Genomic DNA, 25,322 nt, shown 5'->3' on the forward strand with positions numbered 1-25,322 from the left:
CATCCCTGCGGGCCACCCTGCGGGCTTTCCTCCACCCACCCGCCGCGTCATACGGGGACCCCAAGAGCCAAGAGCCGGAGCAAGAGCTGCAGGTCTACTGTAGGAGCGCACCCTGTGCGCGACCATCCTACGGAGCGGTACATCCCAGCGTGGCGGTCGCGCACAGGGTGCGCTCCCACAGAAAGCACACAGGTTTCCGCGAGCACCCGCCCCTCACCCCGGCCCTCTCCCTGCAGGGGAGAGGGGGAAGTGGGGTGTATCGCGAAGACAAGCCAAGGGCGATGCGAAGCGGGCCTCCGCTTTAAGTCCTCAGCGAGTCGGGCGCGTTGCGCCGCGCATTGAAGTACCCCTGGGGTAGCCTCCCATGGAGATCCGGCGGGACGCTCCTCGAGCGTTCGCGCTTGGATTCAACACGATGCTGCCAGCTTTAAAGGCCATTTTCTTTAGTTTACTTTCGACGCGAAGCTAGTCCCGTGGGATCTTTTGGGCCAGCAAAAGAAAAGTGACTCGAGCGGCGGCAGCCGATCGAAACGCCCGCTGCGTAAGCGGCCCGGTCGCGGGATCGCGACATCAAACACCGACGCTCTGGACAGCCGACTAAAAACACTCGGCCAACCGACGCACTCCCTCATCGATCTGCGCCAAATTCGCCCCGCCATAACCCAGGATCAACCCACCCCTCTGCGGCGGCTCGATGTAACACGGCGTCAACGGCCGCACCGAGACCCCTTTGGTAGCCGCCTTCCGCGACACCGCCACATCGTCCACCCCATGCGGCAACAACCCCGCCAACTGCATGCCGGCCTCCGTGCCAATCACCTGCAGGCGCTCACCCAGATACTTCCGGATCGCATCGTGCACCGCCACGCGGCGCTCCATGTACAGCGTGCGCATGCTGCGGATATGCCGCGCGAAATGACCTTCGCGGATGAATTCGGTCATCGCCGATTGGTAAAGCATCGACGAGAACGTATCGATCGCATCGCGCCCGGCCTGGAAATCGGCGACGAGGTCGGGCGGCACCACGGCGTAGCCGAGTCGCAGCGCGGGAAACATCACCTTGCTGAAGGTGCCCAGATAGATCACCCGCTCGTGCGTATCCGTGCCTTGCAGCGACGACAGTGGGCGGCTGCCGAAGCGGTACTCGCTGTCGTAGTCGTCTTCGATGATCCAGGCGTCGTTGTGTGCGGCCCAGTGCAACAGCTGCATGCGCCGCGATGCGCTCATCGCCATGCCCAGCGGGAACTGGTGCGATGGCGAGATGTATACCGCCCGTGCGCCGGCACCGACGCGTGCGCCGTGCGCCACGTCGATGCCTTCCGCATCCACGGGTACCGGCACCAGTTCGGCGCCGGCCGTGCGCAAGGCCTGGTGTGCGCCGGAGTAACCCGGATCCTCCATCCAGACGCGCTCGCCGGGATCCAGCAGCACGTGCGCGCAGATCTGCAGCGCCTGCTGCGAGCCGGTGGTGATGAGGATCTGCGACGCATCGCAGCGCACTGCGCGGGACGCGCCGAGGTATTCGGCAATGGCTTCGCGCAGCGGCAGGTGCCCCATGGGATCGCCGTAGCCCATCGCTTCGAGCGACAGATGTCGCGCATGCCGGCTCACCAGCTTCGACCACAGCGCCGTCGGAAACGCATCCAGTGCAGGCAGGCCCACGCGGAAGGCGCCCATGTTGGCCAGCCAGGTCGGCTCCGGCGTATGCATCTGCGCGGCCCGCTGCGAGGTGCGGCGTGAACCGCCGCGTGCTGCCGGTTGCAGACGCGGTGCCTTGCTGCGCTCCATGGTCATGTCCGAGGGGATCGCCCTGGCCACGCAGGTGCCCGCGCCGGTGAAGGTTTCCAGGAATCCTTCGGCCTGCAGTTGCTCGTAGGCGCCCAGCACCGGAATGCGCGAAATGCCCAACTCGTTGGCCAGGCTGCGAGTGGAAGGTACGCGCTGCCCGGGCCTCAGCTGGCCGCTGCTGATGGCGCGGCGGAACCAGTCCGACAACTGCTGGTACATCGGCGAATCGCTGCCCATGTCCATGGCCACGGGGGGCAGGAATCCGGCGGGAATGCGCTGCATGGCGATGGCTCCAAAGTGGTCATATCCAATTTGCGTTAAGTGGCTATTTCCGCCAACCACTTGCGGGCATAGCTTGCGCTCGTCTGCCCGAGCCATCAACCATGAAGCGACACCTGCCCTCGCCGCTGCTCGACCCACGCTTTTTCGTGCTGTGCCTGGCGCTGCTGTTGAGCCTGCCGGTCAGCTGCGAGCGCGCCTATGCGCAGGACGAATCCTCGGCCGCCGAAGTGCCGCAGACCCGTGACAACGCCTGGTGGACCGGCCCGATGATGGCCAACTCGGCCGAGACCCTGCCGCCCGGCCACATACTGCTGGAACCCTATCTCTACGACGTCACCAGCCGCGGCATGGACAGCTTCGGCTCGCGCACGTACATGAACTACGGCGTGGCCAACAACTTCACCATGGGCATCATCCCGGTGTTCGGCTACAACCGCGTCAGCGGCGCGCCGAACAGCAATGGCGTGCAGGTCGGCGACATCACGTTGCAGGCGCAATACCGGCTGCGGCAATTCCACGAAGGCAGCTGGCTGCCCACGGTAGCGATCCAGCTGCAGGAAACGTTCCCTACCGGAAAATACGACCGCCTCGGCAATCGTCCCGCCGATGGCATCGGCAGCGGCGCGTACACCACCATGGTGGCGCTCAACACGCAGACCTATCTGTGGATGCCGAACGGCCGCATCCTGCGCGTGCGCTTCAATGTCTCCTATTCGTTTTCGTCCAGCACGGACGTGCACGGCGTAAGCGTCTACGGCACCGACGCAGGTTTCCGCGGCCATGCGCGCCCGGGCGACAACACCTTTGCCAATGCCTCGTTCGAGTACAGCCTCACGCGCAACTGGGTGCTGGCGCTGGATGTGCTCTACAACCACAACAGCAGCACGCATGTCGGCGGCCAGGAATATGCGAACGGCGATCCGTTCCCGCCCGATACGCCGCTGGGCGCGCGCTCCAATCGTTACATCGGCTTCGCGCCGGCCGTGGAATACAATTGGTCGCCGAACATCGGCCTGCTGCTGGGCGTGCGTGTCATTCCTTCGGGCAACCGCACCACCTCGTCCGTCACGCCAGCGATCGCTCTCAACTACGTGCATTGAGGAAGTGACGACATGAAGCGCTTGTGCCTGCTCGCTGTTGCTGCTTTGCTTACTGTCACCGCGGCGTCGGCTGCACCGCCGACGCATCCGCTGCCCAGCTTCGTCGGGCTCGCGATTGCCGACAAGAACCGTCCCGAGGAAGACCGCGCGCTGGACGCGCAACGCAAACCGGTCGAGGTACTCCGCTTCAGCGGCATCAAACCCGGTGACATCGTGGTGGACCTGATGCCCGGCAAGGGCTATTACACGCGCCTGTTCAGCCGCATGGTCGGCAATAAGGGCAAGGTCTACGCCTTGCAGCCTGCCGAGATGGACAAGATCGCGCCGAAGGGCCTGGAAAGCGTACGCGGTTTTGCCGGCAAGGAGGGCTACGCCAATGTCACGGTGCTGGTGGAACCGGTGAACGAACTGAAGCTGCCCGAGCCGGTGGATGTGATCTGGACGTCGCAGAACTACCACGACCTGCACGATCCCTTCATGGGCTCGCCCGACATGGCCAAGCTCGACAAGAGCCTGTTCGATGCGCTGAAGCCTGGCGGCACGCTGATCGTGCTCGATCACGCCGCCGCCGATGGCACGGGCGTGAGCAAGACGAACGATTTGCATCGCATCGATCCTGCCGCGGTGAAAAGCGAACTCACTGCCGTGGGTTTCCAGTTCGACAGCGAAAGCGACGCGTTGCGCAATCCTGCCGACGATCACAGCAAGGGCATCCGCGATCCCTCCGTCAAGGGCAACACGGATCGCTTCATCTACAAGTTCCGCAAACCCTGAGGCTAAGAGCCTGTTCACGATCTCCGGCGCATCACCGTCCCCCTGCTGCGCGCCTTCATTCGAACGGCCAAGGCGCGCAGTGGCGCCGGCCTAGGCGCTGGGCCGAGCTGAAAGCATACTGATCTCCTCCCGCATGCCGCGGTCCCCCCTGGAGATTCCCCGTGCAACATCGTCAACTTGGCGCCACCGGTCCCCGCGTTTCCGCCCTTGGTCTTGGCTGCATGGGCATGTCCGGCATGTATGGCCCGTCGGACCGCGCCGAAAGCGTCGCCACCATCCACGCTGCGCTAGATGCCGGCATCGACCTGCTCGACACCGGCGACTTCTATGGCATGGGCCATAACGAAATGCTGATCGGCGAGGCGCTGAAGAACGTGCCTCGCGACAAGGTTCTGATCAGCGTGAAATTTGGCGCCTTGCGCGATCCGGGCAATGGCTGGGGCGGCAATGACACGCGCCCGGCCGCGGTGAAGAATTTCCTCGGCTACACGTTGCAGCGGCTGGGCGTGGACCATATCGACGTCTATCGCCCCGCCCGGCTGGACCCCAACGTGCCGATCGAAGACACCATCGGCGCCATCGCCGACATGGTGAAGGCAGGCTATGTGCGCCATATCGGCTTGTCGGAAGTGGGCCCGGAAACGATTCGCCGTGCTGCTGCCGTGCATCCGATCGCGGATCTGCAGATCGAATACTCGCTGATCTCGCGCGGCATCGAAGACGCCATCCTGCCCACCTGTCGCGAACTGGGCATCGGCATTACCGCCTACGGCGTGCTGTCGCGCGGACTGATCAGCGGGCATTGGGACAAGGACAGTGCGCGCAAGGGCGATTTCCGCGCCATGAGCCCGCGCTTCCAGGCCGGCAATGTCGATCACAATCTCGCACTGGTGGAGGCCTTGCGCGGCATCGCCGAGCGGAAGCAGGTGTCCGTTGCCCAGCTCGCCATCGCGTGGGTCGCGGCGCAGGGCGAGGACATCGTGCCGCTGGTGGGCGCACGTCGCCGCGACCGCCTGCAAGAAGCGCTGGGATCGCTCGATGTGTCGCTGAGTGCGGACGACCTGGCCACCATCGAGGCCGCTGTACCGAAGGGTGCGGCAGCGGGCGATCGTTATGCGGCGGCGCAGATGGCGCACCTGGATAGCGAACGCCCGCACTAAGGACTCCTGTGGGAGCGCACCCTGTGCGCGACTCAACCTTGCCTTGAGGCCAGGCCCGTCGCGCACAGGGTGCGCTCCCACAGAGGAATCCGAACCGAATCGCCACCGGCCTATACTCGTTTCACCGATCCGAACCATCGAGAGCCGACCATGGGATTTCTGCAGGATCCTCCGCAGCTCGCTCATCCGTATCGTGACGATCCACTCTTCCGCGCCATGTTGCGCCGCGCGCTGCCACCAGCGCGGCTGGCGGCCATCGAGGCCGATCTGCAGGCGCTGGGCGATTACGCGTTGATGGAATGGCATCGTGCGTGCCGCAGCACGCGTCGCAAGCCTGTGCTGACCCAATGGGATGCCTGGGGCAACCGCATCGATCGCATCGAACTCACCGAGGCCTGGCAGGAAGGTCCGCACATAACGACTGAACATGCCGTGCTCGCATCCGGCCATGAAGCGCACGAGCATGCGCGGCTGGAGGAGTTCGCGCGCGTCTACCTGTATCACGTGGCCAGCGAGTTCTACAGCTGCCCGCTGGCGATGACCGACGGCGCGGCCACCGCGCTCAAGGCTTCCGGCAACAAGGCGTTGATCGAACGCGCGCTGCCGCACCTGCTCAGCCGCGATGCATCCACGTTCTGGCTAAGCGGCCAGTGGATGACCGAGAACGCCGGCGGTTCGGACGTGGGCCATACCGAAACCGTGGCGCGCCAGGATGCATCGGGACAATGGCGTCTGTACGGACGCAAGTGGTTCAGCTCGGCGGTGGTCGGCGAAATGGCGCTGGCGCTGGCACGTCCGCAAGGCGCGGGCGACGGTCCCGCGGCGCTCGCGCTGTTCTACGTCGAGACCATGGACGGCGAACGGCGCAAGCCCGAACTCGCCATCGATCGCCTGAAGGACAAACTCGGTACGCACGAGCTGCCCACCGCGGAAATCCATCTCGACGGCCTGCCGGCATGGCCGCTCGGCGAACTGGCCAATGGCGTGCGGCAGGTGGCGCCGATGCTCAGCATCACGCGCACCTGGAATGCGATGGGCGCCACCGCCAGCATGGCCCGTGCGTTGTCGCTGGCGCGCGACTACGCCACGCGACGCCGCGCGTTCGGCAAACGGCTGATCGATCAGCCGCTGCACGCACACACGCTGGCCGACATGCAGGCGGAATTCGAGGCGGCCTTCGCGCTCACCTTCGAAGTGGCGCACCTGCTGGGACGCGTGGAGCATGGCGCCGCGCTGCCGCACGAAGTGGCCCTGCTGCGCCTGCTCACCCCGCTGGCCAAGCTGTGGACCGGCAAGATGGCGGTGAAGCTGTGCTCCGAAGCGCTCGAATGCTTCGGTGGCGCCGGCTATATCGAGGACACCGGCCTGCCGCAGTTGCTGCGCGATGCGCAGGTGTATGCGATCTGGGAAGGCACCACCAATGTGTTGTCGCTGGATAGCCTGCGCGCATTGGCGGGCGACAACCTCGGAGCCTTGCGCACGGCGATCGAAGGCTGGTTGGCCGACAGCATCGATGCGCATGCGAGGCAGGAAATCCATCGGGCGCTGGATGCTGCAGGTGCCTATTTGCAGGCCCATGGCAGCGAGCGCGAATCGCTGGAGGCGGGCGCCCGGGGCTTGGCGCTGACGCTCGCTCGTTGCACGGCGGCGGCCTTGCTGGCGCGGCACGACACCTGGTCGGCGCCGCATGGGGCGGCGCGCACCGGAGCGGCGCTGCGGCGGTTTGTGGCGCATGGATTGATGCGCTTCTCTACCGGTAACGCCACCGATACGGCCCTGCTACTGGGACCTCACTGATCCCTCTGTCTTGTGGGAGCGCACTTGTGCGCGACTGGGGCTGCGGCTGTCGCGCACAAGTGCGCTCCCACAGTGGTCTCAGGACCTCGGAAGGGCCCAGGCATGCGGAAGGCGCTGATAGGTCCTAAAATACCCATCTCCCCACCCTGGCGACTCCCGACCATGCAGCATCTGACCATCGTCACCACCGGCGGCACCATCGACAAGATCTATTTCGACGACAAGTCGGACTACAAGATCGGCTCGCCCCAGATCGGCGACATCCTCAGCCAGCTGGGCGTGGCCTTCCAGTTCGACGTGATCCCGATCCTGCGCAAGGACAGCCTGCACATGGGCGACGAGGATCGCGCGCTGGTGCGTTCCACCATCGAAGCGCAGCCGCATCGCCACGTGCTGGTGACGCACGGCACCGACACCATGGTGGAAACCGCGCGCGAACTGGCCAGTCTCAAGGGCAAGGTGATCGTGCTCACCGGCGCGCTCAATCCCGCGCGTTTCCAGGGCTCGGATGCGGTGTTCAACATCGGCTGCGCCGTCGCTGCCGTGCAAACGCTGCCCGATGGCGTGTACATCACCATGAACGGCCGCGTGTGGGATCCGGCCAAGGTGCGCAAGAATCGCGACGCCAATCGCTTCGAGGAAAACAACGGCTGATCGCTACACCGCTGACGAACGACAAAAGGCCCGGTCATCGCTGACCGGGCCTTTCGCTTTCTGCCGTTACTGCACGTTGAGGTTCACGTCATCGAGCACGAACGAAGTCTGCTCCGACGAATCCTCGGTGCCGGTGAACTTGATCGTCACCGTCTGGCCGATGTACGCGCTGAGATCGAAGTTCGCCTGCGCATAACCCGCCGCCGCATTGAGGTTCGAGTACGTGACCAGCGTCTTCAACAGCGTGCCGCTGCTGTTGAGCACCTGCACGGTGAGCTTGTCGTACGCCGTGGTCTTGGTGGTCTCGGCGGTATCGATGTGCAGGTAGTAGCTCAACGTAGCCGAGCTCTTGCCGCTGGGGATGGTCACCTTCTGCGACGCCGTGTCGGTGTGCGTGCTGCCGTAACCGTCCAGCCACACGAACCAGGTGCCGGCATGCGCCGTCTCGCCGCTGCAGGTGCTGTTGCTGCAGAGCGCGCCGGAGCTGATCGTCCACGGCGTGGCCGTGCCGGTTTCGAAGCCCGGGTTCACGATCAGCTGCGACGGCGTGCTGCCACCCGACACCGTCACCGACGAGGTCTTGCTCGAGGTCTTGGCGCTGACGCCATCGGTCACCGTCTCCGTCACGTTATAGGTGCCGGCCGCCGCATAGGTGTGGCTCGGGCTCGCCGCGGTCGAGGTGCCGCCGTCGCCGAAGGTCCACGCATGCGAGGAAATGCTGCCGCCCGTATCGGTGGAGCTGTCGGTGAAGTTGGCAGTGAGGCCATTGGTGACGAAGCTGAAGTTCGCCGTCGGCGTGCCGCCGGTGCCACCACCGCCACCACCGCCCCAGTATTGGGTGACGTAGCTGTTGAACTTGGCGATGTCGAGCGAACCCCAGCCGGTGGCGTTGTCGTAGCCGGCCTTGGCGGTGTAGCCGTTGCCGCTGTAGCCGTTGTTGCCCGAGGTGACGTCATGCAGCGGCGTGGCGTCGGTGGGGAAATGCGCATACATGTTCTGGGTCGGCAGGCCCAAGGTGTTGTTGTTCGCCGAAAGGATGCGCGCCCAGATGCCCACGAAGATCGGCGAAGCCAGGCTGGTGCCGCCGATCTGGTAGGTCTGGCCCTGGATCACGATGTTCGCGCCGGTGGATTGCGCGGCATCGAACGCCACATCGGGCACCTGGCGCTTGGTGACCGACGAACCCAGCGCGGTGGTCTGCCAGCTCGGTGCGCTTTCGAACAGGCTCACGCCGCCGCCGGTGGCCCACAGGCGCTTGTTGTTGTCGCCATTGTTCGGATCGACGGCAGCCAGGCCTTCGTTCCACACCGTCTCGCCCGACCACGTGGTACCCGTGGTGCTGAGCGTGGTGCCGCCGACCGCCACCACGTTCGGCGAGCTGGCCGGCTCGCTGACGGAGTAGTGCGTTAGCGAGATCTTCACCGTGCCCGCGGAGTTCGCGACGTAGCCCGGCGCGCCTTCAGTCGGATCGCTGGACCACTGGTACACGCCCGCATCGCCCGAAGCGATCGAGAAGGTCTGACCCTGTGCCACCGCCTGCGCGAAGATCGCGTCGTCGGCCGATTGCGTACCGGAGCTGTTGGCCGCCGATTCGTCCTCGCCCAGCGACACGTTGATGACCTTCGCGGTGTTGTCGGTCACCGCGCGGTTGTACGCCGCGGTGATGGCCGCATCGGTGAGGCAGCTGTCGTTGGAGCAGTTGGGCGCGGTGTAGAAGATCAGCGTGTTCACGCCGCCGGAGGTACCGGTGATGGTCTGGCTGTCCAGGTTCCATTCGCCGTCGCCGTCGGGATCGTCCGCATAGGCCTGGCTGCCGGTCTTGACGACCTGCGTGTTCACCGTGCTCATGCCGGCGCCGGTGGTGAAGGTCTTCAGATCGGCAATGGTCTGGGTCATGTCGCCCCAGGTGATGATGCCGACCTTGGTGGAAGACGCCGTCGGCGTGCTGCCTGCGTCGTAGATCGCCGGGAAGTCCTTCGGGCTGTGCGAGGTCTGCGCCGCCGCAGCCTGGATGCCGACGTTGTTCGCGTTCGCATGCACCGGCCCCACGATGTGATGCATGGTGTGCGGCACATTGAGGTTCTGCAGGCCGAGCACGGCATTGACGATGCCACCGAGTGCCGCCGGCACCTGCACGGCCGAATCGTTCGCAATGCGCTGCTTGCCGCCGTAGGCGAACGTGCGCATGGTGGTGCGGAAAGCCGCGTTGACCGAGTTGGCGTTGCCGTCGGCCTCGATCAACATGTTGTTGGGCGACACCTGCGCATTGCTGAAACCCGACTGGCGCAGATGCGCCAGCACTTGCGCCACCTGATCGTCGGTCGGCGCATAGCGTGCCTTGAACTGTGCCGGCGTCAGGAAATGGTGGAACTGCGCGCTGGCGGGATCGTTCACCGCATGCAGGAACGTCTCCAGTTCATCCACATTGCGCAGGTTGAGGCTGAGCGCGACATGCACCGGCTTGCTCGCTTCCAGCGGCGACACCGTGGCCGCGTCGACGGTGGGCGAGCCGTGCATGCTCAGTGTCCAGGTGCTGTTGCTTGCCGCTGCCGTGGTGGCGGCGGTGGTAAGCCCGGACGAGCGGCTCATGGCCGCCTGCGTGCGGACGCCTACCCAGGCATCGGTGGTTGCCGCGTGCAGCGATCCTGCCATGGCCATGGACATCGCCATCGGCAGCAGTGCCTTGCGAATTGCCTTTCCCCGCAAATCGATACGAACAGTCATTCTTATCTCCTTGACGTTTTTTGAGGACGAATCGACCCGATGCGGTGCGTTGCACCACATGCATGTAGGCGCCGCATGACGCGGCCTCGGGTTTCGTGACTGTGTTGCGATCCGATAGGCGCCCGGACTTGTTTCCCCCTGCCCTTCCTTGGAATGGCATGCCCGGGCACAGACTCGCTAAACGACGCACACCGGGCGAAGGCCGGTGTCCACGTCGCCAAAGGACCATCCGTCAACCCTCCCGTTGACGGATCGATTGACGCTAATCAAGAAAATTCGAAGCGTCAACGCTGATCGCAAGCAACAAAAAACACCTGGAAAACAGCAACAAAATGCGATTTTCCAGACGGTATCGCTTTTTCTTGCGTTCGCTTGCGTCAGACATACAGCGATGCCATCGCTGAAAATTACCAGCAAAAAGAAATCGTTGAAAAAAGGGGTGACACTGTTCTCAGTATCGCTACGCGCTCGACAATGGCGGTTTGACGCGAGTTATATCGATTCTAAAAAACCGGCGCCTGGCGACGCCGATTTCAGCCCAAACGCGGTCGTGCGAAAGATATTGCGCAGGCGCCAGCTCCCGTTCTGCACGCGACAAACACAAAACTAAATTTCCGCTAAATGGCCGCCCAAACGATAGCGCTGTCATCCGCCGAACAAGGCGCGCCCTACGATCAACGGATCGGCCAGACCGATGGCCTGCTCATCGCGGCTGGCGTATGCGATGCGATTGAGCACGTGGCGTAGCGCATTGAGTCGCGCCCGCTTCTTGCAGTCGGAGCGAATCACCATCCACGGCGCATCGGCCGTGTCGGTATGGGCGAACATCGCCTCCTTGGCCTGGGTGTAGGCATCCCACTTGTCCAACGACGCCAGATCCACAGGACTGAGCTTCCACTGTTTCAGAGGATGCAGCTTGCGCTCCTCGAAACGCCGCCGCTGTTCCGCCCGGCTCACCGAGAACCAGAACTTGAAAAGATGGATGCCGCTGTTGACCAGGTGCCGCTCGAACTCCGGCACCTGGCGCATGAATTCGTCGTATTCGGCCGCCGTGCAGAAGCCCATCACGCGCTCGACCCCGGCGCGGTTGTACCAGCTGCGATCGAACATCACGATTTCGCCGCGAGTGGGCAGGTGCTGGATGTAGCGCTGGAAGTACCACTGTCCGCGCTCGGCGTCAGTGGGCTTTTCCAGTGCCACAACGCGGGCGCCGCGTGGATTGAGATGTTCCATGAAACGCTTGATGGTGCCGCCCTTGCCCGCCGCGTCGCGGCCTTCGAAGACGATCACCACGCGCTGCCCGGTCTCACGCACCCACGCCTGCAGCTTCAGCAGTTCCACCTGCAGCCGGTATTTCTGTTTCTCGTACTGGCGCCGCGACATCTTGTGCCGATAGGGGTACTCGCCCTTGCGCCAGCCCGGTGCGAGTTCGTCGTCGGGATGACGCTGCGCCACGCCCGGCCAGCCCGCATCGGCATCCAACAGTAGATGGCGGATGCGCGACGCATCATCGGGCGACATGCCATCCAGCAAGGTGCGCATGCTTTCGTAAAGCGAATCGGCCGCGGTGGCGGCACCGTTGAGCACGATGTCGTGCAACCCTTCGGCCATGGCCAACTGCGCGGACGCCACGGCGCGACCGACCGTCTGCACTTCACCAGCATGCGCTGGACCGGGATGCGTGGAAGCAGGCGTGCTTGAGCGTCGGGACGCCGCACGGCGTCCCTTCGATGGCGTAGACATGGGAATCCTTTCTCTGGGAACAGCGAGGCCCGTGGCTCAGGCGGCCGAAGCCTTGCGCAGGATCGTGTAGAGCTGATCCTTCAGCTGCAGCTTTTCCTTCTTCAGCTGCTCGATCGCCATGCTGCCAGCGGGTGTCATGCCGATCTCCATGTTCTTGATCTCGTGGTCCAGCTCGTTGTGCCGATGGAACAGGCGAGTGAAATGGGCATCGCGCCCCTTCAGGTCGGTGATGAGGTCGCGGTATTCGGGAAACATGAGGTGGGCTCCTGCCGAGGATCAGACTGCGACTCGCAGTCTGTCGTCGCCGGGAACCCGCGGTGCTGACCTGTATCAACGAGCCAGGACAAAAGCGCCGCAACCACGCAGGACAGGCCGTACGCGGTGTGGTTTTTTAAAGAGAGCGACGCCGTCGTTGCGGCGTCAGAGCATGCCGGTTTCCAGCTTCGCGGCGTCCGACATCATGGAGTGATTCCACGGCGGATCGAACACCAGGTCGACGTCGGCCTCGCTCACGGTGGGAATCAACTCGAGCTTGGTGCGCACGTCGTCGACCAGGATGTCGCCCATGCCGCAGCCCGGCGCGGTCAGGGTCATCTTCACGTAGACCTTGCGCTGATCGGGGGCGAGATGTTCCATGCTGACGTCGTAGACCAGCCCCAGCTCGACCACGTTGATCGGAATTTCCGGGTCGAACACCGTACGCAACTGCTGCCACAGCAGCGCTTCGACGTCGGCGTCGCTGGCATCGCTAGGCAGTTCGATCGGCGGCGGCGGCTCCTTGCCCAACGCGTCGGCGTCGTTGCCGGCGATGCGGAACAGGTTGCCTTCCACATAGACGGTGAAGCTGCCGCCCAGCGCCTGGGTGATGTAGCCGATCTGGCCGGCCGGCAGGCTCACCGTTTCGCCCTGGGGAACCATGACTGCCTGGCAGTCGCGTTCCAAGGTGAAGGGTTCGCTGCTAAGACTGAAACCGCTCATGCCGATCCTGCTCAAATCTCATCGTTGGGCGCGGCAAGCTGCCACGCCAAGCTAGCCATTATGCCGGTTGACGACCGGTCATGTCCGTCGAAATCAGGTCGAAACCGGTCAATCTCAAGGGGACCGAGCACTTGCGGCCAGGACAGTGGGACGGCGCGGCGCGTTATCATGGGGGTTTTACGCCCGGGAAGAACCGTGTCCGACGTCCAGTTTGCCGTTTGCCGCTCATGAGCGTCCGGGCCGTTTTTTCCATGCTGTTCGCACTGCTGAGCGCGCTGATGCTGGGTCTGGCGGCCGGCGCCGTGTGGATGGTGCCCACGCTCTACCTGCGCCAGCCGCTGCCCTGGCTGGCGCTGCCGCTCGGCTGGCTGCTGGGCAAGGCGATCCGGCATTGGGTGCGGCCCGCCAGCGGCAACGCCGCGATCCTGGCCGCGCTGGCCACCTTCATCGCCGCGCTCTACGTGAATCTGCTCACCGCTGCCGCACGCATCGCCGGCCTGATGGGGCTGGGGCTGATCGACTCGATGCGCACGGCCGGCTTCCGCCTGCTGCTGCAACTGGCCGAAATGGGTTGCACGTCGACGGACGGCGTGTGGTTCATCGCCGGCATGGGCATCGCCGCCTTCGTTGCGCTGCGCCCCGACCGCCAGCCCAAAACCAGCGGCTGACCGCCGGTCGACTAGCTCTCGAGCGTTTTCAGCGCCGCCACCAGCTCGCTGGCCGCGGCCTGCCCATCGCCGTACAGCATGCGGGCGTTGTCGGCATAGAACAGCGCATTCTCGATGCCGGCGAAGCCGGTGCCCTTGCCGCGCTTGACCACGATCACCTGCTTCGCGGCCGACACGTCGAGGATCGGCATGCCGTAGATGGGCGACGCCGGGTCGGTCTTGGCCAAGGGATTCACCACGTCGTTGGCGCCGATCACCAGGGCCACGTCGGTCTGCGGGAATTCGGGGTTGATGTCGTCCATGTCGGCGATCAGGTCATAAGGCACGCCCGCCTCCGCCAGCAGCACGTTCATATGGCCCGGCATGCGGCCGGCTACCGGATGAATGGCGAATTTCACCTTCACGCCGCGCTCGATCAGCAGCTTGGCGAACTCCCACACCTTGTGCTGCGCCTGCGCCACGGCCATGCCGTAGCCGGGCACGATCACCACGCGCTCGGCGTAGGCCATCATCACCGCCGCATCGCTGGCCTCGATCGGCTTCTGGCTGCCGGCAATCGCCTGCGCCTCGCCACCGGCCGCGCCAAAGCTGCCGAACAGCACGTTGCCGATCGAGCGATTCATCGCCTTGGCCATCAGCTGGGTGAGCAAGGTACCGGCTGCGCCCACCACGGTGCCGGCGATGATCATCGCCTCGTTCTGCAGCACGAAGCCCTCGAATGCCACGGCCAGACCGGTAAAGGCGTTGTAGAGCGAAATCACCACCGGCATGTCCGCGCCGCCGATCGGCAGGGTCATCATCAGGCCGAACAACAGCGCCAGCACGAAGAAGGCGACGATCAGCGGCCCGCTCAGCTGGCCGCTGACGATCATCCCGCCCAGCACCACGGCCGAGGCCAGCACCAGCATGTTCACCACGCGCTGGCCGGGGAAGACGAAGCGCCGGTCCAGCCAGCCCTGCAGCTTGGCGAAGGCGATCAGCGAACCTGAGAAGCTGACCGAACCGATCAGGGCGCCGAGCACCGCCAGCACCAGTTGGGCCGTGCCGGGGGTATCCGCGCCGTTGGCGGTGAACTGGCCACCGTCCAGCAGGGTCACCGAGCGTCCGGCGTAGCTGAACAGCTCGGCCGCACCGATGGCCGCGGCCGCACCGCCGCCCATGCCGTTGTAGAGCGCCACCATCTGCGGCATGTCGGTCATGGCCACCCGGCGCCCCGACCACCAGGCCGCGGAGACGCCGATCAGCACGGCAGCCAGGATCAGCCCCCGGTTGTGCAGGTCGGGCAGCGCAAAAGTGGCCAGCACCGCCACCAGCATGCCCACGCCCGCCCAGACGATGCCGCCCCGCGCCGAACGCGGCGAGCTCATGCGCTTGAGACCGAGGATGAACAGCAGGGCAGCGAGGAAGTAACAGGCCTTGATCACCACAGGCAGCCAGGCCATTACTTCGCCTCCTTGCCGGCGTTGGGTTTGCTGGCCTTGAACATCTCCAGCATGCGTTCGGTCACCACGTAGCCGCCGGCGGCGTTGCCCGCCCCCAGCAGCACGCCGATGAATCCGATGGACATTTCGAAAGGAGTCTGTGCATGACCTAGCGCTATCATGGCGCCCACCAGCACAATGCCGTGGATGAAGTTGGAGCCGGACATCAACGGCGTGTGCAGAATGACCGGTACCCGGGCGATGATCTCGTACCCCGTGAATGCGGCCAGCATAAAGATGTAAAGCGCCAGGAAACCGTCGAGCATGACCCCTCCCTGCCAGGACATCGGTGTAACTGCACTATACGGTTGCGGGTCAACGCGTGCGAGCGTCGGACGTTGATGTCAGAGGACGTACCGATGGAGTCTCACGATGGCCGAGCCGACGAACCGGACGAGGACGGCATGAACACTGCCGTATCCGCGCTAGATACCGATTTGTTGGCCGCAGACGTCCGGGCGACGCCCGCTTCCATGAACGCCTTCCTGGCCCAGGTGGAGCGCCGCGCCTTCCGCATGGCCGAGCTGAACCTGGGGCATCGCGAGGACGCCCTGGATGCCGTTCAGGACGCCATGTTGAGGCTGGTCAAGCATTACAGCGACAAACCCGCCCAGGAATGGACTCCCCTGTTCTGGGGCATCCTGCGCCGCCGCATCGTGGATCTGCAGCGTCGCCGCAAGGTGCGCTCGATCATGGTCGGCTGGCTGGGCGGACGCGATGATGATGGTGAGGATCTGCCCGCCTGGGAACCGGCCGATACCGGCCCCGGTCCGCTGGAGCGGTTGAACGACGCACAGTCTTACGCGGATATGGCGGCAGCCGTGAAACTGCTGCCCCAGCGCCAGCGCGAAGCATTCATGCTGCGCGTACTGGAGGGCCTGGATGTGGCGGAAACCGCCCAGGCCATGGGATGTTCGGAAGGGAGCGTAAAAACACATCTGTCGCGCGCGCTGCAACGTTTGCGCGACCTACTGGAGGAATGGCGATGAACGCGCCTGACAACCACCTCGAACGCCGTGCCCGCGAGCTGTACCGCGAGGCCGCGCGCCAGCTCGATCCGACCGTGGCCGCCAAGCTGCGCTCGGCCCGGCGCGAGGCGCTGGCAAAAGCCAACGATTCGTCGCTGGCGCACCGACTGCTGCAGCTGATGCTGCCGGCAGGCGCGTTTGCGGCCATCGCCTTCGTTGCCCTGTTCATGTCTTCCCCGGTCCAACGCCCGAGCACGGCCCCCAACGGCGCCGTGCAGGCCGTGGACGTCGACGGCGAACTGCCGCCGGATGCCGCTGCTGCCGACCCCACGCTGTACCAGAACCTGGACTTCTACGGATGGCTGGCCAAGAACAGCGACAGCGAGGCGAGCAGGTAACCATGCGTCGATGCCGTGTTTTCGTGTCGCTGCTTTTGGTCCTCGGACTTAGCGGCATCGCCACTACCACCCTGGCCCAGCAGTCCCCGCCTCCGGGCGTGTCGGGCGACGGCCCGCACGGTCCGCCGCCGGGCAGCCCTCCGCCGGATGGCATGCGCGGTCCGCCGCCGGGAGCGCCGCCTTCGCCGCGCAGCTGGCAGAGCCTGTCGGCCGATGAGCGCAGCATCCTGGCCCCGCTGGCCGACAAGTGGAACACCTTTCCGCCCGAGCGCCAGGCGCACATGCTGGAACGCGCGCAGCAGTGGAAGGCGCTGCCGCCGGACCAGCGCGAGGCGATCCGCCAGCGCATCGACCAGTGGCAGAAGATGACGCCGCAGCAGCGCGAGCAGGCCCGCGAGAACAGCAAGCGCTTCCAGCAACTGCCGCAGCAGGAACGCGAGCAGCTGCATGCGGCATTCCAGCGCTTCCAGCAGTTGACGCCCGATCAGCGCGACCAGCTGATGCGCCAATGGCACAGTGAAATGCGCGACGGACCGGCGATGGGCCCGCCCATGGGTGGCCCACCCAAGGGATCGTCCGGCGGCCCCAGGCATTGAACGAAAAAGCCCCGCCATGCGGGGCTTTTTTCATGTATCCGGAGGCCAATGGACGGCTAGCGCATCACCCCTGGAAATGCGGCTCGCCGTTGCGGGTGACGCAGCTCTTGGCCACCAGTTCGTCGTTGAAATCGGGTGCGAGGCTGCCGCCCTGCAGCAGCAGTTCGACGAAGTTGTACACGTTGCGCGCATACATCTCCGACGCATGCAGCGGCGCACCGGCCGGCAAGTTGAGCGGCCCGAGGATGACCACGCCGTTGTGCTCCACACGCTCGCCCGGCTGGGTCAGTTCGCAATTGCCGCCGCCTTCGGCAGCAAGGTCCACGATCAATGCGCCCGGCTTCATGCCGTCGACCATCGCGCGCGTGATGATCTTCGGCGAAGGACGGCCAGGAACGGCCGCCGTGGCCACGATCACATCCACGCTTTTGAGGTGCTCGGCCAGCGCCTGCTGCTGTGCCGCGCGCTCCTCACTGGTCAGCTCACGCGCATAACCGCCGCTGCCCGCGGCGCTGACGCCCAGTTCGATGAACTTGGCGCCCAGCGATTCCACCTGTTCGCGCGTTTCGGGACGCACGTCGTAGCCTTCGATCTGCGCACCCAGTCGACGTGCCGTGGCGATGGCCTGCAGTCCGGCCACGCCGGCACCGATCACCAAGACGCGCGACGGGCGAATGGTGCCGGCCGCGGTGGTCAGCATGGGAAAGAACTTCGGCGACGCCTCGGCGGCGATCAGCATGGCGCGATAGCCGGCCACGGCGGCCTGCGAACTGAGTACATCCATCGCCTGCGCGCGCGTCGTGCGCGGTAGCAGTTCCAGCGCGAACGCCGTGAGCCTGCGCTTGCCCATCGCCACGATGCGCGCCGCCGCGCCGTAGGGTCGCAACTGGCCCACCACCACCGCCCCCTCGCGCAAGCGCGCCCACACGCCGTCGTCGGGCGGCAGCACGCAGGTCAACAGGTCCGCCTGTGCCAGCACGCTGTCGGCATCGGCGAATTCGACGTCGGCATAGGTCTGATCGGGAAAACCCGCAGATGCACCGGCGCCGCGTTCCAGCAGCACGCGCACATCCTTGCCGCGCAGTTTCTTCGCCACTTCCGGGGTGATCGCCACGCGGCGTTCGCCGGCAGCGGTTTCGCGCAATGCAGCCACGGTGATCGGCATCGTGCATCCTCGGCGGAAAGGTGAGAGCTTCGGCCATCCTATCCGATGGCCTGTCGGCCACACCACCGGCTACTTGCAGTCGCCGCTGCAACGGAGTTAACTGGCCCGCCACCGGTACCGAAAACGCCTTGGGCGACGGTATGGATGGGGATCCCGTAATGGAGATCCCGATGACCGATGTCGTTGTTTCCGATGTCCTGCTGAAGCTGGCGCGCCAGGCGCGCGAACATGCGTACGCCCCCTATTCCCACTTCCTGGTCGGCGCTGCGCTGGTAACCCGCGACGGCCGCTACTTCAGCGGCTGCAATGTGGAAAACGGCTCCTATGGCCTGTGCAACTGCGCCGAGCGCACGGCGCTGTTTTCGGCGGTGGCGGCCGGTTGCCGTCCCGGCGATTTCGCCGCGCTCGCGGTGATTGGCGACACGCCCGGCCCGATCAGTCCCTGCGGCGCCTGCCGCCAGGTCATGTCCGAACTTTGCAGCCAGACCATGCCGGTGTGGCTGGGCAATCTGACCGGTACCGTGCAGGAAACCACCGTACAGGCCCTGCTGCCGGGATCGTTTCGACTGGTCAGCTGACAAAGCGTTAGCATCTGGGTTTGGCCTCCCCGGACCTCCCCATGTCGCATCCTCTTGCCCTGCTGCAAACCCGTCATTCGGCGCCGTCGCGCCAGCTGGGTGAACCCGGTCCCGACGCGGCCACGCTGAAGACGCTGCTGGAAGCGGCCATTCGCGTGCCCGACCACGGCAAGCTCGAACCCTTCCGCCTGATCGTGTTGCAAGGCGAGGCCAAGCAGGTGTTCGGCGAGCGGCTGGCCACGCTGTCCCTGCGCGTGAATCCGGACATGACCGAATCCAAGCGCGAGAAAGACCGCACCCGCTACGACTTCGCGCCGCTGGTGGTGGTGGTGGTCGCGCGCATCGACGCCACCAGCAAGGTGCCGGTGATCGAGCAGCAGCTGTCCGCAGGATGCGTCGCCTACAACCTGCTGCTGGGCGCCGAGGCGTTGGGTTTCGGCGCGCAGTGGCTGACCGGCTGGGCGGCGTACCAGCGCGACGCGACCGCCATCCTCGGCCTGAAGGACAACGAACAGGTGATCGGCTTCGTGCACATCGGCAGCACGCAGATCGAGGTGCCCGATCGCGAGCGCCCGCAGCTCGACCAGGTGGTCAGCACATGGACGCCATGAGCCGTCCAGCCGTCCATCTGGTCGATGGCAGCCTGTATGTGTTTCGCGCCTGGCATTCGATGCCGGACGAGTTTCACGACGTCGACGGACATCCCGTCAATGCAGTGCACGGCTTCACCCGTTTCCTGTGCGAACTGCTGGAACGCGTGAAGCCCGAGCATGTGGCGGTGGCGTTCGACGCCTCGCTCACCACCTCGTTCCGCAATGCGATCTACCCGGCCTACAAGGCCAACCGCGAACTGCCTCCGCCGGATCTCGAACGCCAGTTCGTGCTCTGCCGCGAGGTGACGCAGGCGCTGGGCATACCGGTGATGATCGACCACGCGTTCGAGGCCGACGACCTGATCGGCAGCGCCATGTGGACGCTGCGCGGCCACGGTTTCCGCAGCGTAATCGTTTCGGCGGACAAGGACTTCGGCCAGTTGCTGGGCGAATTCGACGAACAGTGGGACTACGCGCGCAACCTGCGCTGGGGCCCAGCGGGCGTGCACGAGAAGCTGGGCGTGCATCCGCATCAGGTGGCCGACTATCTCGCGCTGTGCGGCGACGCGGTGGACAATATTCCCGGCGTGCCGGGTGTCGGTGCCAAGACGGCGGCTGCGCTGCTGGCGCATTTCGGCAGTCTGGATGCATTGCTCGATCGCGTGGACGAAGTGCCGTTCCTGCGCCTGCGCGGCGCCGCCAGTTGCGCCGCGAAACTGCGGGAGCATGCGGAATCGGCGCGCCTCTATCGCCGTCTTACCCGTATTGCGCTGGACGCACCGGTGCCGCCCGAAGCGGACGCCCTGCGCCGGCTGCGCGGCGAGGCCGAGGCAATGGATGCCTTGTGCGAGCGGCTGCGCTTCGGCCCGCTGACCCGTACGCGCCTGAAGGCCTTGCTCGAGGTCTAGCCGTTACCTTGTGGGAGCGCACCCTGTGCGCGACGGCCACGCCTGGGTGTATCGCTCCGTAGGTTTGTCGCGCACAGGGTGCGCTCCCACATGGCGCAAACGGACACGGTTGTCGGCGGCAAGGGCACGCGGCAACATGCAGGACTCCCAGCTGCCCTGCGGCCACGCCGATGAATCATCCCGATACCCGCATTCCCGCCGATGCCAATGCACCGGTGGAAACCCTTTATGTCGGCAAGTGGCTGAGCCTGCGCAAGCGCGGGCGCTGGGAGTATGCCGAGCGCAACAATCCGGGCGGCGCGGTGATCATCCTGGCGGTGACGCCCGACGACAACGTGCTGTTCGTCGAGCAGTACCGCGTGTCCATCCTCAAGCACACCATCGAGATGCCCGCGGGCCTGGTCGGCGACCTGCACGAGCATGGCGATGAAGACGCCCTGCTTGCCGCCGGCCGCGAGTTGGAAGAAGAGACCGGCTACCGCTGCGGACGGCTGGAGTTCGTGCACGAAGGCCCGTCGTCCTCGGGCATGAGCACCGAGATGATCGCCTTCGTGCGGGCCTGGGATCTGCAGAAGGTCGGGCCCGGAGGCGGCGACGAGAGCGAGAACATCATCGTCCACGAAGTGCCCCGCGCGCAGGCCGGCGCATGGCTGTTCGCGCGGGCGGCCGAGGGTTACTCGATCGACCCGAAGCTGTTCGCCGGCCTGTGGTTCATCGAGCACACCGAGCTGAAGGGCCGAATCTGAACCCAATCCTTCGCGGAAGCTAAAGATTTCGGCGGGACCGCCGATGTGAGTCATGTCGACCCATCCAAACTGACCACATCACGGACCCCCTTATGAAGAAGACCCTGATCGCCGCCGCCCTGTTCCTGGCCGCTCCGCTGGCCGCCCATGCCGCCTGCGCTCCCACCGATTTCGCCGTGCAGGACTTCAAGATGAAGCTCGTCGGCGCCGGTGCCGCCGCCCGCCTGAGCCTCAGCGGCTCGCTGGTGAACCATTGCGCCGAAGCCGCTGCCGCGCAGATCAGCATCGACGCGAAGGACGGTGCGGGCAAGGTCATCCAGAGCAAGAAGGGCTGGCCGGCCGGCACCACCAACATCGGCCCGGGCCAGTCGGTGGAGTTCGATCTGGGCCGCCTGTTCCGCTTCGATCCCGAAATGCAGCAGTACACCGTCGGCGTGGCCGACGTGCGCACCTGGTAATCCTCGTTTGGTGTAAGCCCCCACACTCTGTTTTTGCTTGTTTTTTTCGAGGCTCCTCCCGGGGCCTCTTTTTTTGCGCTGTGGGGCATGCCCTACAAATGTGACGCAGTTCAAGTTTTGGAAGATTTGTCCGATATGCTTGGGTGACCCAGTCAACGCCTCGTCGGAGGCCCAGGGCGTCCTCTTGGCCAAGAGGGTTCGCTGGTACCAGGGAGCGCCATGCATCTAGACATCCCCACCCTGACCCTCGTCAGTCTGCTGATGGGCATTGGCGCGTCGATTGGTTTCACCTCGTTGATGGCGGTGTTGAACACCCAGAGGGTGTTGCGCATCTGGGTGGCCAGCATCTGGATCAACACGTTGGGCATCACCCTGATCGGGTTGCGCAACCACATTCCCGATCTGGTTTCGATCGTGGTCGGCAACGGCCTGCTGGTCACCGGCAACATCCTTGCGCTCAAGGGCATTGCCCAGCATCTGGCACTGCCGATGCGCTGGCGCTGGCCGTGCAGCCTCGCGGCCGTCTACACCGGTGCCATCGCCTGGTTCGCCTTTGCCTCGCCCAACCTGGGCGCGCGCCTGCTGGCCGGCAGCCTGCAGGCCATGGCGTTCAACTTTGCCTATGCGTACCTGTTGCTGCGCTACAGCGAGCCGGACATCCGCAAGAGTTGCCGCATCGCGGGCGCGGTGCTGGTGACCAACGGGCTGTTCTACCTGGCCCGCGTGTTCACTCCGCTCGATCCGACCTCCAGCCAGGACTTGATGATGGCGGGCCTGCCGGTGGCGGCGACGTATGTGGTCGGCATCCTGACCACGCTGGCATCGTACTTCGCGCTGCTGCAGCTGATCACCGAACGGCTGGTGGTCGACCTGCGCCGCGCGGCGCGCACCGACGGCCTCACCGGCCTGCTCAACCGCAGCGCCATCGTGGCGGAAGGACGGGCGTCGCTGGAGCGCTGCCTGGAACGCGGACAGCCGTTCGCGCTGCTGATCTTCGACCTCGATCACTTCAAGCAGATCAACGATCGCTGGGGCCACGACGCCGGCGATGCCGTGCTGCGCCACGTCACCGAGATGATGCGAAAGGCGATCCAGTGGCCGCGCTACCTGGCCAGCCGCTACGGCGGCGAGGAATTCGTGGTGGCGCTGCCCGGAGCCACGCTGGTGCAGGGCCTGGAAGCCGCCGAACGGCTGCGTCTCGCGCTGGCCCATTCGCATGCGCGCGTGGGTGACCAGACCATTCCGGTGACCGCCAGCATCGGCGTCGCCAGCGCGCGGCACGGCACGCGTTTCGAGCATCTGGTACGGCAGGCCGACCAGGCGATGTACCGCACCAAGTTCGACGGCCGCAACGGCGTGAGCTTCGCCGGCGATCGCGATTCGCGCCTGGTCGAAGCAGGCGATTCGCGCTGCTGAGTGTTTCGCGCAGCGGTCGACCGGCTCGCCGAACGGGCCAAGCCGGCCGCCATCGTCGTCCCGGCATGCGCCGCTATTTGGCCGTCTTCAGTTCGACCACCAGCGCCTTGGTCGGCGTGGTGCCCATGTTCTGGTTGCTGTGCGTGATGGCCTCGCTGTAGATCGCCTCGCCCGCCTTGCGTTCGGTCTCGGTGACCTTGCCATCGGGCGTGGTGGATTTGGCTTTGCCGCCCGTCTCGAAATAGACGACGTTGGCCGGGTGCGAATGCATCGGCAGCGATTCCCCGGGTTTGAGCCAGACTTCGATCACCCTCACCTGATCGTTGTCGATCAGCACCTTGGTGTTCTTCGGCGCCACCTTTGCCATGTCCTGGGCCAGGGCCGATCCTGCACAAACACAGGCCAGCACCAGCAACGCACACTTCATGCCGCACGGAACGGAAATAGCCATCGCACGTTCTCCCGCTGTTGGACGAAGTCAGTTGGGCCTCCGATCGGGTAGCGCCCGCGGAAGCCTGCTGTTGGGACGTCCCTATCCCGGCGGAGACACTCCGCCGCATGCCCCTGCATGGATCCGAACGGCTGCTTTCATGCAGGACGACGCGGATGTCGCCGTGTTGGCGTCATGTGCGTGCGCAGGTCGAGGGGGCGGGAGCGACGACGTGTGCGTTGAACAACGCCGGACACGAAAGGCCGGGAGATTACTCCCGGTGACTCGAAGAAACCTACGCCCCGTCCGGGGCAGCGTCAATCGAGCGGAAGGCCGAGCCGATCCAGGCCACTTTGCCTTCGCCACGCTGACTCGATAGGGGAAGTTCCGCTTCGAACAGCGGCCCGATCGTCAGTGCAGCACGAACAGCTTGTCGAAACCGGCCACGCGCAGCGTGCCGCGCAGTCCGGTGTCGGCGTTGACGATGCGGATTTCCGCGCGGTCGGCGCCAGCATGTTCGCGCAGCAGGAGCAGCATGCCGAGGGCGGAGCTGTCCATGCTGGCGACTTCGCCCAGGTCGATGACGTAGCTGCGCGCGGCGCGTCCGCCGAGGCAGGCGTCGTGGAACGCGCGGTGCACGGTGAAGTCGAAGCGCTCGCCCAGTTGCAGGGTGACGCAGTCGAGGTCGGGGTCGTGGTGAACGGTCAGGCTCATGGCTCAGTTCCTCAAAACAGTTCGATCTCGCCGGCATCCATCGAGTTCTGCAGCGCCGGGCCGCGCGAACGGATGCGGGCCTTTTCGCGCTGGATGGCCAGGCGGTTGCGCACGCGCTCGGCACGCTGGGCCAGCGATTCGGCGTCGATGGGGCTGCACGCCAGCTCCTGGATGTCGCGGGTGCATTCGGTGGTGATGTCCTGCAGTTCCACCAGCCGCTGACGCGTCTGGTTGATCAGCTGGCTGAGGATGTCCTCGAACTGCAGCGAGCGCACCGTGGTGGCCACGTCGGTGCCCAGGCCACGGTTGATCTCCACCACCTGGTCGGCGACCTTGCTGGTGCGCGCGTCGCTTTCGGTGACGTGGGCCATCATCGCGTCGATGCCGCCCTTGGCCGACAACGCCACGTTGAGGTCTTGCGAGGCCATCGTGCCGACCAGGCCCCGCAACTGTTCCATCGCGGTGCGGGCGCGCTCGACGTGGCTGCCGATCTGTTCGTTGAACTGGTTGGAGTGGCTGGCGAGGTTGCGGATCTCGCCCGCCACCACCGCGAAACCGCGGCCCGATTCGCCCGCACGCGCCGCTTCGATGGCGGCGTTGAGCGCCAGCAGGTTGGTTTCCTCGGCAATGGTGTTGACGTTCTTCAACAAGCCGAACACCGCGTCCATCTCCTTCGCCATGCCGTCGATGCGATAGACGATGCGCAGGCTCTCGCGCGACATCTGCACGATCATGTCGACGAAGTGCGCCAGCAGGTCGCTGGTGCGTGCGGCGAAATCCTGCACGGACACGCCTTCGCTCTGGCCGTCGATGATCTGGCGCAGCAGTGACTGCTGCATGCCGGTCTTGCGCGACAGGCCGTCGAAGCCGCCGCCGAGCTCGGACACCGCATCGCGCAGCAGGTCCAGCGCCTGATGCAGTTCACGGGTGGCGTGACCGAGTTCGTCGACCAGCGAGCTGCGCACTTCTTCCAGCGCTTCGCGCACCGGTTCGTGATGCGCCAGCGAAGCTTCGATGACGGGTTCGGCAACAGGCATCGCACGACGCGTCTCGACGATCCACGCCGCGGTGAGCAGCACGATGATGACCGGGCCCAGCCAGGCCGACGGCCACAGCATGGTCAGGATCAACGCCACCGCGCTGGCGGCAAGGCCGGCCACGGGGCGCACGCGCATGAAGGAAAGGAAGGCATGCATAGACATC

At 65.3% G+C, this 25,322-nt stretch carries 27 protein-coding genes; 16 read left to right on the plus strand and 11 right to left on the minus strand.

Features of this window, described 5'->3' with window-relative positions; all coding sequences use genetic code 11:
* Nucleotides 1-597: 597 nt before the first annotated feature.
* Entirely contained in the window at nt 598-2,070 is a 1,473-nt protein-coding gene (locus ACN9MB_RS16825; protein ID WP_426269643.1) for a PLP-dependent aminotransferase family protein, read from the minus strand.
* A gap of 101 nt (nt 2,071-2,171) precedes the next feature.
* On the opposite strand from ACN9MB_RS16825, the gene ACN9MB_RS16830 reads away from it, so the two are divergent.
* The 5 genes from ACN9MB_RS16830 (at nt 2,172) to ACN9MB_RS16850 (ending at nt 7,555) form a co-directional block, all read left to right on the plus strand.
* Entirely contained in the window at nt 2,172-3,170 is a 999-nt protein-coding gene (locus tag ACN9MB_RS16830) for a transporter (RefSeq protein ID WP_204637668.1), read from the plus strand.
* Between the two features lie 12 nt (nt 3,171-3,182).
* On the plus strand, nt 3,183-3,944 hold the full coding sequence (locus tag ACN9MB_RS16835; RefSeq protein ID WP_426269644.1) for a class I SAM-dependent methyltransferase: 762 nt from the start codon (nt 3,183-3,185) through the stop codon (nt 3,942-3,944).
* Between the two features lie 161 nt (nt 3,945-4,105).
* Nucleotides 4,106-5,104 (plus strand): aldo/keto reductase, encoded by a 999-nt coding sequence (locus ACN9MB_RS16840; RefSeq protein ID WP_426269645.1) that lies wholly within the window; start codon nt 4,106-4,108, stop codon nt 5,102-5,104.
* Nucleotides 5,105-5,254: 150 nt separating this feature from the next.
* The gene (locus ACN9MB_RS16845; RefSeq protein ID WP_426269646.1) at nt 5,255-6,901 is read left to right on the plus strand and encodes an acyl-CoA dehydrogenase family protein; all 1,647 of its coding nucleotides are present in this window, start codon (nt 5,255-5,257) and stop codon (nt 6,899-6,901) included.
* A 162-nt stretch (nt 6,902-7,063) separates the two neighbouring features.
* Nucleotides 7,064-7,555 (plus strand): asparaginase domain-containing protein, encoded by a 492-nt coding sequence (locus ACN9MB_RS16850; RefSeq protein ID WP_204637672.1) that lies wholly within the window; start codon nt 7,064-7,066, stop codon nt 7,553-7,555.
* A 66-nt stretch (nt 7,556-7,621) separates the two neighbouring features.
* Here the strand turns inward: ACN9MB_RS16850 and ACN9MB_RS16855 are convergent, their stop codons facing one another.
* Nucleotides 7,622-10,279, minus strand: a complete 2,658-nt coding sequence (locus ACN9MB_RS16855) for a protease pro-enzyme activation domain-containing protein (RefSeq protein ID WP_426269647.1) — start codon at nt 10,277-10,279, stop codon at nt 7,622-7,624.
* 205 nt (nt 10,280-10,484) lie between these two features.
* On the opposite strand from ACN9MB_RS16855, the gene ACN9MB_RS16860 reads away from it, so the two are divergent.
* Complete coding sequence (locus ACN9MB_RS16860) at nt 10,485-10,889, plus strand: hypothetical protein (RefSeq protein WP_426269648.1); 405 nt, start codon at nt 10,485-10,487, stop codon at nt 10,887-10,889.
* A 35-nt stretch (nt 10,890-10,924) separates the two neighbouring features.
* Here ACN9MB_RS16860 and ppk2 read toward each other — a convergent pair whose 3' ends face one another.
* From ppk2 to sufT, 3 genes are all read right to left on the minus strand, one after another.
* Nucleotides 10,925-12,022, minus strand: coding sequence for a polyphosphate kinase 2 (gene ppk2 / locus ACN9MB_RS16865; protein ID WP_426269649.1), 1,098 nt, complete (start codon nt 12,020-12,022; stop codon nt 10,925-10,927).
* Between the two features lie 36 nt (nt 12,023-12,058).
* Complete coding sequence (locus ACN9MB_RS16870; RefSeq protein WP_426269650.1) at nt 12,059-12,277, minus strand: YdcH family protein; 219 nt, start codon at nt 12,275-12,277, stop codon at nt 12,059-12,061.
* 165 nt (nt 12,278-12,442) lie between these two features.
* Nucleotides 12,443-13,000 carry a putative Fe-S cluster assembly protein SufT gene (sufT, locus tag ACN9MB_RS16875; RefSeq protein ID WP_204637804.1) on the minus strand — a complete coding sequence of 186 codons (558 nt, stop codon included), beginning with the start codon at nt 12,998-13,000 and terminating at the stop codon, nt 12,443-12,445.
* A 251-nt stretch (nt 13,001-13,251) separates the two neighbouring features.
* On the opposite strand from sufT, the gene ACN9MB_RS16880 reads away from it, so the two are divergent.
* The gene (locus tag ACN9MB_RS16880; RefSeq protein WP_239536158.1) at nt 13,252-13,668 is read left to right on the plus strand and encodes a hypothetical protein; all 417 of its coding nucleotides are present in this window, start codon (nt 13,252-13,254) and stop codon (nt 13,666-13,668) included.
* An 11-nt stretch (nt 13,669-13,679) separates the two neighbouring features.
* Here the strand turns inward: ACN9MB_RS16880 and ACN9MB_RS16885 are convergent, their stop codons facing one another.
* The gene (locus ACN9MB_RS16885) at nt 13,680-15,110 is read right to left on the minus strand and encodes an NAD(P)(+) transhydrogenase (Re/Si-specific) subunit beta (RefSeq protein WP_426269651.1); all 1,431 of its coding nucleotides are present in this window, start codon (nt 15,108-15,110) and stop codon (nt 13,680-13,682) included.
* The gene (locus ACN9MB_RS16890; RefSeq protein ID WP_204637676.1) at nt 15,110-15,415 is read right to left on the minus strand and encodes an NAD(P) transhydrogenase subunit alpha; all 306 of its coding nucleotides are present in this window, start codon (nt 15,413-15,415) and stop codon (nt 15,110-15,112) included. Before ACN9MB_RS16890 ends, ACN9MB_RS16885 begins: the two co-directional genes overlap by 1 nt.
* A gap of 138 nt (nt 15,416-15,553) precedes the next feature.
* Here ACN9MB_RS16890 and ACN9MB_RS16895 point away from each other — a divergent pair, with 138 nt between their 5' ends.
* Genes ACN9MB_RS16895 through ACN9MB_RS16905 form a run of 3 tightly spaced genes read left to right on the plus strand, consistent with a single transcriptional unit; the run spans nt 15,554 to nt 17,111 of the window.
* Nucleotides 15,554-16,138: an RNA polymerase sigma factor gene (locus ACN9MB_RS16895; RefSeq protein ID WP_204637806.1), complete on the plus strand. Its 585-nt coding sequence runs from the start codon at nt 15,554-15,556 to the stop codon at nt 16,136-16,138.
* Complete coding sequence (locus ACN9MB_RS16900) at nt 16,135-16,515, plus strand: hypothetical protein (protein ID WP_204637677.1); 381 nt, start codon at nt 16,135-16,137, stop codon at nt 16,513-16,515. Before ACN9MB_RS16895 ends, ACN9MB_RS16900 begins: the two co-directional genes overlap by 4 nt.
* 23 nt (nt 16,516-16,538) lie before the next feature.
* Nucleotides 16,539-17,111 carry a DUF3106 domain-containing protein gene (locus ACN9MB_RS16905; RefSeq protein ID WP_426269652.1) on the plus strand — a complete coding sequence of 191 codons (573 nt, stop codon included), beginning with the start codon at nt 16,539-16,541 and terminating at the stop codon, nt 17,109-17,111.
* Nucleotides 17,112-17,175: 64 nt separating this feature from the next.
* Here ACN9MB_RS16905 and ACN9MB_RS16910 read toward each other — a convergent pair whose 3' ends face one another.
* On the minus strand, nt 17,176-18,276 hold the full coding sequence (locus tag ACN9MB_RS16910) for an NAD(P) transhydrogenase subunit alpha (protein ID WP_204637679.1): 1,101 nt from the start codon (nt 18,274-18,276) through the stop codon (nt 17,176-17,178).
* Between the two features lie 170 nt (nt 18,277-18,446).
* On the opposite strand from ACN9MB_RS16910, the gene cdd reads away from it, so the two are divergent.
* The 6 genes from cdd to ACN9MB_RS16940 all read left to right on the plus strand — a co-directional run bounded on the left by cdd (nt 18,447) and on the right by ACN9MB_RS16940 (nt 22,975).
* Nucleotides 18,447-18,854, plus strand: a complete 408-nt coding sequence (gene cdd / locus ACN9MB_RS16915; protein ID WP_426269653.1) for a cytidine deaminase — start codon at nt 18,447-18,449, stop codon at nt 18,852-18,854.
* A gap of 41 nt (nt 18,855-18,895) precedes the next feature.
* A complete protein-coding gene (locus ACN9MB_RS16920; protein ID WP_204637681.1) occupies nt 18,896-19,465 on the plus strand; it encodes a nitroreductase family protein in 570 nt (189 codons plus the stop codon).
* Complete coding sequence (locus ACN9MB_RS16925; protein WP_204637682.1) at nt 19,453-20,355, plus strand: 5'-3' exonuclease; 903 nt, start codon at nt 19,453-19,455, stop codon at nt 20,353-20,355. Before ACN9MB_RS16920 ends, ACN9MB_RS16925 begins: the two co-directional genes overlap by 13 nt.
* Nucleotides 20,356-20,525: 170 nt before the next feature.
* Complete coding sequence (locus ACN9MB_RS16930) at nt 20,526-21,101, plus strand: NUDIX hydrolase (protein WP_204637683.1); 576 nt, start codon at nt 20,526-20,528, stop codon at nt 21,099-21,101.
* Between the two features lie 92 nt (nt 21,102-21,193).
* On the plus strand, nt 21,194-21,559 hold the full coding sequence (locus ACN9MB_RS16935) for a hypothetical protein (RefSeq protein ID WP_204637684.1): 366 nt from the start codon (nt 21,194-21,196) through the stop codon (nt 21,557-21,559).
* 219 nt (nt 21,560-21,778) lie between these two features.
* Nucleotides 21,779-22,975: a GGDEF domain-containing protein gene (locus tag ACN9MB_RS16940; RefSeq protein ID WP_204637685.1), complete on the plus strand. Its 1,197-nt coding sequence runs from the start codon at nt 21,779-21,781 to the stop codon at nt 22,973-22,975.
* A gap of 73 nt (nt 22,976-23,048) precedes the next feature.
* Here ACN9MB_RS16940 and ACN9MB_RS16945 read toward each other — a convergent pair whose 3' ends face one another.
* The 3 genes from ACN9MB_RS16945 to ACN9MB_RS16955 all read right to left on the minus strand — a co-directional run bounded on the left by ACN9MB_RS16945 (nt 23,049) and on the right by ACN9MB_RS16955 (nt 25,315).
* Nucleotides 23,049-23,426 (minus strand): cupin domain-containing protein, encoded by a 378-nt coding sequence (locus ACN9MB_RS16945; protein WP_204637686.1) that lies wholly within the window; start codon nt 23,424-23,426, stop codon nt 23,049-23,051.
* 390 nt (nt 23,427-23,816) lie between these two features.
* Nucleotides 23,817-24,119, minus strand: coding sequence for an STAS domain-containing protein (locus ACN9MB_RS16950; RefSeq protein WP_204637687.1), 303 nt, complete (start codon nt 24,117-24,119; stop codon nt 23,817-23,819).
* A gap of 11 nt (nt 24,120-24,130) precedes the next feature.
* Nucleotides 24,131-25,315 (minus strand): methyl-accepting chemotaxis protein, encoded by a 1,185-nt coding sequence (locus ACN9MB_RS16955; RefSeq protein WP_204637688.1) that lies wholly within the window; start codon nt 25,313-25,315, stop codon nt 24,131-24,133.
* Nucleotides 25,316-25,322 lie beyond the last annotated feature (7 nt).

It is taken from the genome of Dyella kyungheensis, assembly GCF_049913195.1.
GTDB lineage: Bacteria > Pseudomonadota > Gammaproteobacteria > Xanthomonadales > Rhodanobacteraceae > Dyella > Dyella kyungheensis.